At 44.7% G+C, this 9,110-nt stretch carries 8 protein-coding genes; all 8 read left to right on the top strand.

The genetic code is table 11. The features are described 5' to 3' along the window. A partial coding sequence (gene tsf, locus AC4MRV_RS14235; RefSeq protein ID WP_491187992.1) for a translation elongation factor Ts occupies positions 1-792 on the top strand: 792 nt, incomplete at its 5' end. Between the two features lie 152 nt (positions 793-944). After that, positions 945-1,676, top strand: coding sequence for a UMP kinase (gene pyrH, locus AC4MRV_RS14230; RefSeq protein ID WP_491187991.1), 732 nt, complete (start codon positions 945-947; stop codon positions 1,674-1,676). Between the two features lie 102 nt (positions 1,677-1,778). Continuing rightward, positions 1,779-2,336 carry a ribosome recycling factor gene (frr, locus tag AC4MRV_RS14225; RefSeq protein ID WP_006881554.1) on the top strand — a complete coding sequence of 186 codons (558 nt, stop codon included), beginning with the start codon at positions 1,779-1,781 and terminating at the stop codon, positions 2,334-2,336. Positions 2,337-2,435: 99 nt separating this feature from the next. Then, a complete protein-coding gene (uppS, locus tag AC4MRV_RS14220; RefSeq protein WP_491187990.1) occupies positions 2,436-3,191 on the top strand; it encodes an undecaprenyl pyrophosphate synthase in 756 nt (251 codons plus the stop codon). Between the two features lie 11 nt (positions 3,192-3,202). Next, the gene (locus tag AC4MRV_RS14215; RefSeq protein ID WP_491187989.1) at positions 3,203-4,045 is read left to right on the top strand and encodes a phosphatidate cytidylyltransferase; all 843 of its coding nucleotides are present in this window, start codon (positions 3,203-3,205) and stop codon (positions 4,043-4,045) included. Between the two features lie 41 nt (positions 4,046-4,086). Beyond that, on the top strand, positions 4,087-5,295 hold the full coding sequence (gene ispC / locus AC4MRV_RS14210) for a 1-deoxy-D-xylulose-5-phosphate reductoisomerase (protein WP_491187988.1): 1,209 nt from the start codon (positions 4,087-4,089) through the stop codon (positions 5,293-5,295). Continuing rightward, positions 5,292-6,650 carry a sigma E protease regulator RseP gene (gene rseP / locus AC4MRV_RS14205; protein WP_491187987.1) on the top strand — a complete coding sequence of 453 codons (1,359 nt, stop codon included), beginning with the start codon at positions 5,292-5,294 and terminating at the stop codon, positions 6,648-6,650. Before ispC ends, rseP begins: the two co-directional genes overlap by 4 nt. A 38-nt stretch (positions 6,651-6,688) precedes the next feature. Next, positions 6,689-9,106 carry an outer membrane protein assembly factor BamA gene (gene bamA, locus AC4MRV_RS14200; RefSeq protein ID WP_491187986.1) on the top strand — a complete coding sequence of 806 codons (2,418 nt, stop codon included), beginning with the start codon at positions 6,689-6,691 and terminating at the stop codon, positions 9,104-9,106. Positions 9,107-9,110 lie beyond the last annotated feature (4 nt).

Here is a 9,110-nt window from a genome sequence, read left to right as displayed (position 1 = left end):
GGCATGATGGAATGTAAGAAAGCGCTTGTTGAAGCAAACGCTGACATCGAACTAGCAATCGAAAACATGCGTAAATCAGGTGCTGCTAAAGCTGCTAAGAAAGCAGGTAACGTAGCTGCTGAAGGCGCAATCATCATCAAAGAAGAAAACGGCGTTGCTGTTCTTCTTGAAGTTAACTGCCAAACTGACTTCGTTGCTAAAGATGGTAACTTCACTGCATTTGCAGAGAAAGTTGCAGCTGACGCTCTAGCATCTAAAGCTTCTGTTGAAGAACTAGTAGCTAAATTCGAAGAAGAGCGTGTTGCTCTAGTTGCTAAGATCGGTGAAAACATCAACATCCGTCGCGTTCAATACGTTGAAGGTTCTGCTATCGCTTCTTACCGTCACGGCGAGAAGATCGGTGTAGTTGTTGCTGGTGAAGGCGACGCTGAAACTCTTAAGCACGTTGCAATGCACGTTGCTGCTTCTAAGCCAGAGTACGTTAACCCAGAAGACGTACCAGCTGACGTAGTTGCTAAAGAGAAAGAAGTTCAAGTTGAAATCGCTATGAACGAAGGCAAGCCTGCTGAGATCGCTGAGAAGATGGTTGTTGGCCGCATGAAGAAATTCACTGGCGAAATCTCTCTAACTGGTCAAGCGTTCATCATGGAGCCTAAGAAATCTGTTGGCGAAATGCTGAAAGAAAAAGGCGCTTCTGTTGCTACATTCGTTCGCCTAGAAGTTGGTGAAGGTATCGAGAAAGCAGAAGAAATGAGCTTCGCTGAAGAAGTAGCTGCTGCTCAAAAAGGTTAATCCTTAGAGATACGCACAAAGTTTAGACCGTAGCCAAGGCTGCGGTCTTTTTACGACTAAAGGCACTACCTTTAGCTGTGATGGATGCAGACTTTTGATAAGTCTTTATCCATGACTGTTAATCAACAACTCTCTTTTGGAAGGTAAACTCCATGACTACGAACCCTAAACCAGCGTATCAACGTATTCTGTTAAAACTGAGTGGTGAAGCACTTCAAGGTGAAGAGGGCTTCGGTATCGATCCTGCAATCCTTGATCGTATGGCACAAGAAGTAAAAGAGCTGGTTGAGCTTGGTGTTCAAGTTGGTGTGGTTATCGGTGGTGGTAACCTTTTCCGTGGTGCAGGTCTTGCGGAAGCTGGTATGAACCGTGTTGTAGGTGACCACATGGGTATGCTAGCAACAGTAATGAATGGTCTAGCAATGCGTGATGCACTTCACCGCGCATACGTAAACGCTCGCGTAATGTCAGCAATTCCTCTAAAAGGTGTGTGTGACGATTACAACTGGGCTGACGCAATTCGCGAACTTCGCCAAGGTCGCGTAGTTATCTTCTCAGCGGGTACAGGTAACCCGTTCTTTACTACAGATTCTGCTGCTTGTTTACGCGGTATCGAAATCGAAGCTGATGTAGTTCTAAAAGCGACAAAAGTAGATGGTGTATTTACGGCTGACCCTGTAGCAAACCCTGACGCAGAGCTGTATGATAAGCTTTCATTCAATGCTGTTCTTGATAAAGAACTGAAAGTGATGGATTTGGCAGCATTTACATTGGCTCGTGACCACAAAATGCCAATCCGCGTATTCAATATGAATAAGCCAGGCGCACTACGTCGCGTGGTAATGGGTGAAGCAGAAGGCACGCTAATCAGCGACGCAGAGTAATTCCAATCACCGTAGCGTAAATTGATTTATGCTACGGTATTGCCTTTTGAAGACTCCCGCATAGGCTTTCTTCGAGAAAGATTTACACATTAAGGTGATATTGTGATTAACGAAATCAAACAAGACGCTCAAGAGCGCATGGAAAAAAGCGTAGAAGCGCTTAAGAACAACCTTTCTAAAGTACGTACAGGTCGTGCGCACCCAAGTCTACTAGCTGGTATTTCAGTAGAGTACTATGGTGCTCCAACGCCTCTAAACCAAGTGGCAAACGTTGTAGCTGAAGATGCACGTACACTAGCAATCACAGTATTCGACAAAGAGCTGACTCAGAAAGTTGAGAAAGCAATTATGATGTCTGACCTAGGCTTAAACCCTATGTCTGCTGGTACTATCATCCGTGTTCCACTCCCACCACTAACAGAAGAGCGTCGTAAAGACCTAGTTAAGATTGTTCGTGGTGAAGCAGAAGGTGGTCGTGTTGCTATCCGCAACATCCGTCGTGATGCTAACGGCGAACTGAAAGCACTGCTGAAAGATAAAGAAATCTCTGAAGATGAAGATCGTAAAGGTCAAGACGAGATTCAAAAGCTAACTGACGCAGCTGTTAAGCAAGTTGACGAAGTGTTAGCAGCGAAAGAAAAAGAGTTGATGGAAGTCTAATTCCTCCACAAACTCTACCGTGAAAGAGCGCTGTGCTCGCAGCACAGCGTTTTTTTATGCTACTCTCTGTCCTTTGCTGATTACCTATCAATTTCTTATATGCAAAACTCACATCTCTCTCCAGACGCTCTTCCTCAACATATTGCAATTATCATGGATGGCAATGGCCGTTGGGCTAAAGCACAAGGCAAGCCTCGTGTTTTTGGCCATAAGAATGGTGTTGCTGCAGTCCGTAAAGCGATTTCAACTTCTGCCAAACTAGGGATCAAAGCTATTACTTTGTTTGCCTTTAGTAGTGAAAACTGGCGTCGCCCAGAAGAAGAAGTCGGTGTGTTAATGGAACTGTTTATTACCGTCTTGTCTACCGAGATTAAGAAGTTGCATAAGAATAACTTACGTTTAAGAGTTATCGGAGATACCGCGCGCTTCAATGAAAGATTACGTAAGAAAATTGCTCAGGCGGAAGAGTTAACTGCGGGTAATACAGGCATGGTTGTGAATATTGCTGCCAATTATGGCGGTAAATGGGATATTACCCAAGCAACCAAGTTATTGGCTGAAAAAGTTGCCGCAGGCGAACTTAAGCCAGAAGAAATAACGGAAGATATGATGACACAGAATTTGACGATGTCAGATCTTCCAGAAGTTGACCTTATGATTCGTACTAGCGGTGAATGTCGAATCAGTAACTTCATGCTTTGGCAAATGGCGTATGCGGAAATGTATTTTACACCAATCTATTGGCCTGAGTTTGATGAAAATAGCTTAGTTGAAGCAGTGACTTGGTTTGTTAACCGAGAAAGAAGATTCGGTTGTACCGGTGAACAAATCAAGGCATTGATGGAAAGCGAATAAAGGATTCAAGTTTGAAACAAAGAATAATAACAGCGCTCATCCTTGCTCCGTTGGTGATTTTAGGAATTTTTGAGCTATCGCTACCCCTTTTTACAATAGCGATCGCTGCCGTAATGATGATCGGTTACTGGGAGTGGACTCAATTTGTTGATTCAAGGTCACGCGCGATAGCGTTGCTTCCACCTGTCCTGGTGAGTGCTTTAAGCTTAGTATTGATCCCATTTGATGTTGCCAGTTTGAATCAAGTTGTGGAGCCACACTACATCATGCTTGCTGTTGGGTGTATTTGGTGGCTTGCTTCGAGTGCACTAGCGATTACCTATCCTAAATCGTCTTCATTGTGGCAACATTCTCCAGTTTTACGTCACGCCTTCGGTATCTTAACTCTTTTACCTTTCTTTTGGAGTGTATTGCTCCTCCGCGCCGAAGGAATCGAATCAGACGCTTATCATGGTGCTAAATTAGTACTATATGTTTGTTTTATCGTTTGGGCTGCGGATAGTGGTGCTTACTTTGCTGGTAAGAGCATGGGTAAGCGAAAAATGGCGCCGAATGTAAGTCCAAACAAAACGATTGAAGGATTGATTGGCGGGATCGTTACTGCGATTTTGGTCGGTTGGGGTGCGGCTACGTGGTTTGAGATTGAATTCACAAGTCCGTTGGTCATGATTGCGATTACGTTGGTGACCGTTGTTATCTCTGTTCTAGGTGACCTAGTAGAGAGTATGTTTAAGCGTGTATCTGGCATCAAAGACAGCAGTAATATTATTCCTGGTCACGGTGGCGTATTAGACCGTATTGATAGCTTAACGGCTGCATTCCCTGTTTTTGCATTTCTTTACTTCATTTTTTAGGCAAGCTTCGGCTTGCCTGAGTCACAAATCGGTTTCTTGCTATGCGTAAGCTAACAATTTTAGGTGCAACTGGTTCAATCGGTGCAAGCACATTTAAAGTCATTGAACAAAATCCTGAACAGTTTTCTGTCGTTGCTCTCGCTGCTGGCGGGAATGTCGATAAGATGCGAGAGCTGTGTAAAAAATGGCAACCCAAGTATGCGGTTATGGCTTCGGACTCTGCGGCACTTCAGCTAAAGCAGCAAGTGGTTGAACTAAAGCTTAATACAGAAGTGTTGTCCGGTGTTGATGCGATGTGCCAGATTTCATCTCTGGATGAAGTCGACACTGTGATGGCTGCTATCGTTGGTGCTGCTGGCTTATTACCAACAATGGCGGCGGTAAAAGCAGGTAAACGTGTATTATTGGCAAACAAAGAAGCCTTGGTAATGTCTGGTCAGCTGTTTATCGATGCTGTTAACCAGTATGGCGCAGAACTCATGCCAGTAGACAGTGAACACAACGCTATTTTCCAGTGCTTACCAAGTGACATTCAGACCAATCTTGGTCGTTGCGATTTAAATCAGCACGGCATCTCTCACATTTTACTTACTGGTTCAGGTGGTCCATTCCGTTACAGCGATATTGAGACGCTCAACACTGTGACGCCTGAGCAAGCTATCGCACACCCTAACTGGTCCATGGGGCCGAAGATCTCTGTCGATTCAGCAACCATGATGAATAAAGGCTTAGAGTACATTGAAGCAAAATGGTTGTTTAACACCTCTCGAGAACAGCTGAAAGTGCTGATTCACCCGCAGTCGGTGATCCATTCGATGGTGCAGTACAAGGATGGTTCGGTATTGGCGCAAATGGGTGAACCTGATATGGCAACGCCAATTGCTCTAACTTTATCCTACCCAGAGCGTGTGGCGGCAGGTGTGGCTCCGCTAGACTTTACAAAAGTTGGTGAGCTTACATTCCTAGAGCCAGACTATAACCGTTACCCATGTTTGAAGTTAGCGATTGATGCCTGCTATGAAGGGCAACATGCCACTACTGCCCTTAACGCTGCGAATGAAATAGCTGTCGCTGCTTTTCTTAATCGAGAGCTATCTTTTACGGATATAGCCTGGGTAAATCAGAAAGTTCTGTCTAAAGTCTGTGCTGATACTAGTCAGTCGCACTGTAGTGACTTGGAAAGCATTCTCGAGCTAGATAGAATGGCGAGAGAATTGGCAACCAACTGGGTTAGTGAGCGTAAGCTATGACAGGTATCTTATGGAACTTTGTGTCCTTCATTGTCGCGTTAGGAATATTAGTTGCTGTCCATGAGTTTGGTCACTTTTGGGTTGCTCGTCGTTGTGGCGTGAGAGTTGAGAAGTTCTCTATCGGCTTTGGCAAAGCGATTTGGAGTAAAGTCGGGAAAGATGGCACCGAGTACAGTGTGTCTATGATTCCTTTGGGCGGTTACGTTAAGATGCTTGATGGCCGTGTCGATGAAGTATCTGAAGCTGATCAGCGGTTCGCATTTGATAAGAAGCCCCTCTGGAAACGCAGTGCGATTGTCGCTGCTGGCCCGATATTTAACTTTTTGTTTGCCATTGTCGCATATTGGCTGGTTTTCATGATTGGTGTACCAGCGGTAAAACCAGTGGTCGGCCAAGTCACTCCATATTCTATTGCTGCTCAAGCTGGCTTAGAAGAGGGCATGGAACTTAAATCGGTTTCTGGCGTCAAAACCGCAGATTGGGAATCAGTCAATATGGGGCTGATTTCCCATATTGGTGACCAACGCCTAACGATGACGGTCGCATCTTCTGATGGAATTGGAGTTGAACAGACACTCTCTTTTGATCTTAGTGAGTGGAACTTTGACCCTGAAAAACAGTCTGCTATGTCAGCGCTTGGTTTTATTCCATTTACACCTGAAATCTCTACCAAGTTGGTTAATGTTACTGAAGGTAGTGCCGGTGAGCGTGCGGGTTTAAAAGCAGGTGATGTGTTGCTATCGATTGATGGCAAACCTATCAATGATTGGCAGCAAGTTGTCGACTTGATTCAACAGCACCCGAATGCATCATTGCCGCTTCAAGTTGAGCGTGATGGTGAAAAGGTCGCTCTGACGATAGTACCTGACAGTCGTGATATTAAAGGCAAAGGCGAAGTCGGTTTTGCGGGAATCGCTCCTGAGGTCGCAGAATGGCCTGAAAGTTATCGCTTCGACTTACAATTTGGTGTAATTGAATCAGTCGGGAAAGCGGTTGAGAAAACCGGACAAGTAATTGATCTCACAATTAGCATGCTGAAAAAGCTAATTGTTGGCGATGTAGGACTTAACAACTTAAGTGGGCCAATTTCGATAGCGAAAGGAGCAGGGACGACAGCCGATTATGGTTTGGTCTATTTCCTTGGATTCCTTGCTCTTATTAGTGTCAACTTAGGGATAATTAACCTTGTACCGTTACCTATGTTAGATGGCGGACATCTATTGTTTTTTGCTATTGAGGCTGTAATAAGACGCCCAGTTCCTGAGAAAATTCAGGAGATGGGGTACCGTGTAGGCGGGGCAATTATCTTCTCTCTTATGGCAGTGGCAATTTTCAATGATTTTGCTCGTCTGTAACTGGGCAAAGGTTGTAGTAAGGAATAACTAAAACAAATATGGCGATGAAAAAGATTCTACTTGCCACGGCTCTCGCGACGAGCGTGAGTGCAAATGGTGCCGAAAGCTTTATTGTTCAAGATATTCAAGTAGATGGCTTGCAACGTGTGACACTAGGTGCTGCGTTGCTTAAGATGCCAGTGCGTATTGGTGATGCTGTTGATAATCAGGATATCTCGCAAATCATTCGCGCTCTATACGCATCAGGCAACTTCGAAGATATTAAGGTTTTACGCCAAGACAATGTACTAGTAGTACAAGTTAAAGAGCGTCCTACCGTGTCTAGCATTTCGTTTTCTGGTAATAAGGCGATTAAAGAAGAGCAGCTGCAACAAAACCTAGATGCATCTGGTGTTAGAGTTGGTGAAGCGCTTGACCGCACTACGTTAGCGAATATCGAAAAAGGCTTAGAAGACTTCTACTACAGCGTTGGTAAATACAATGCGAGTGTGAAAGCTGTTGTGACACCTCTTCCACGTAATCGTGCGGATCTAAAATTTGTCTTCTCGGAAGGCGTGTCTGCCAAGATTAAGCAAATCAACTTCATTGGAAATGAGGTTTTTTCTGATGATGACTTGTTAAGTCGCTTCGAACTCAATGTTGATGTCGCTTGGTGGAACTTCTTATCTGATGACAAGTATCAAAAGCAAGTTCTCGCTGGTGATATTGAAGCTCTGAAATCGTACTACCTAGACCGCGGCTATCTGAAATTCAAAGTTGATTCTACACAAGTCTCAATTTCCCCTGACAAAAAGGGCGTTTACATTACGTTAGGCTTAGATGAAGGCTTACCGTATGCAGTTAAAGACGTTAAGTTCCGTGGTGAACGTGTCGTTGATGAGGAAGAGCTAGAAAACCTTGTTTCGTTTGAAATGGGTGAACTCTACAACGGTTCTGCGGTCACAAGCTTGGAAGAAAGTGTAAAACGTTTACTAGGCGAAGCTGGCTACGCTTACCCTCAAGTTCGTACCATTTCCGAGTTTGATGATGAAACTCAAGAGGTTTCATTAGTTGTCAACGTTGAGGCGGGCAAGCGTATTTATGTGCGTGACATTCGCTTTGTTGGTAATAACTCAACCAAAGATGAAGTTCTCCGTCGTGAAATGCGTCAGATGGAAGGCAGCTGGTTGAACTCCAAGTCAATTGAAACGGGTAAAAACCGTCTTAATCGTCTTGGTTTCTTCGAAACTGTTGATGTTCAGACTGTACGTGTACCAGGCAGTGAAGACCAAGTGGATCTTGTCTACAGCGTGAAAGAGGCAAACTCTGGTAGCGTTAACTTCGGTATCGGTTACGGTACTGAATCAGGCGTAAGTTTCCAAGTTGGTCTACAGCAAGATAACTTCCTAGGCTCAGGTAATCGTGTTGGTATTAGTGCGATGATGAATGACTATCAGAAGAACGTTAGTCTTGACTACCGCGACCCGTACTGGAACTTAGATGGTGTGAGCCTTGGTGGTAAGATCTTCTATAACCAATTCGAAGCGTCTGAAGCCGGTATCGTTGACTATACCAACGAAAGTTATGGTACAAGCTTAACGTGGGGCTTCCCATTTGATGAACTGAACCGGTTTGAGTTTGGTGTTGGTTACACCCATAACAAGATCGGTAACGTACCAACGTATGACCAAGCACAGTTATTTGCTCAAAGTATTAATCAGGCTGATGGTGACATCATTACCAACGACTTTGACGTGAATGCATCTTGGACACGCAATAACTTGAACCGTGGTTACTTCCCAACGGCAGGTAACTATCAGCGTGCGTTTGCTAAAGCGACAGTACCAAGCTCAGATGCTCAATACTTCAAGCTTCAGTATGATGTGCGTCAGTACATTCCGTTAACGAAGAAGCATGAGTTTACGCTCTTAATGCGTGGTCGCCTTGGTTACGGTAACGGCTATGGTCAGACAGATGGTAACGATAACTTGTTCCCATTCTATGAAAACTATTACGCCGGTGGCTTTACAACACTACGTGGTTTCCGCTCAAACACGGCTGGTCCGAAAGCGGTTTATACAACGTCTGGTGGCGGTTCTGGAGGCCTGTGTAGTGGCTACTCTTGTGTAAACTCAACCGATGATTCTGTAGGTGGTAATGCCGTTGCATTGGCAAGTTTAGAGCTGATCGTTCCGACTCCATTTGCGTCTGATGAAGCGCGCAGTCAGATCCGCACCAGTATGTTCCTAGATGCGGCAAGTGTTTGGGATACTGAGTTTGTTTACGATTCTCAGTATGATGATGAGCGCTACTACATGGACTATTCAGATCCAACCAACTACCGAGCTTCGTACGGTGTTGCGTTGCAGTGGATGTCACCAATGGGACCTCTGGTCTTCTCGGTTGCGAAACCAATTGAAATTTACGAGGGTGATGACGAAGAATTCTTCACTTTCACTATCGGCAGAACCTTCTAATTCA

Source organism: Vibrio sp. (assembly GCF_984391705.1).
Note: the sequence above shows the minus strand (reverse complement) of the source record. Positions and strands in the feature narration are given on the sequence as shown.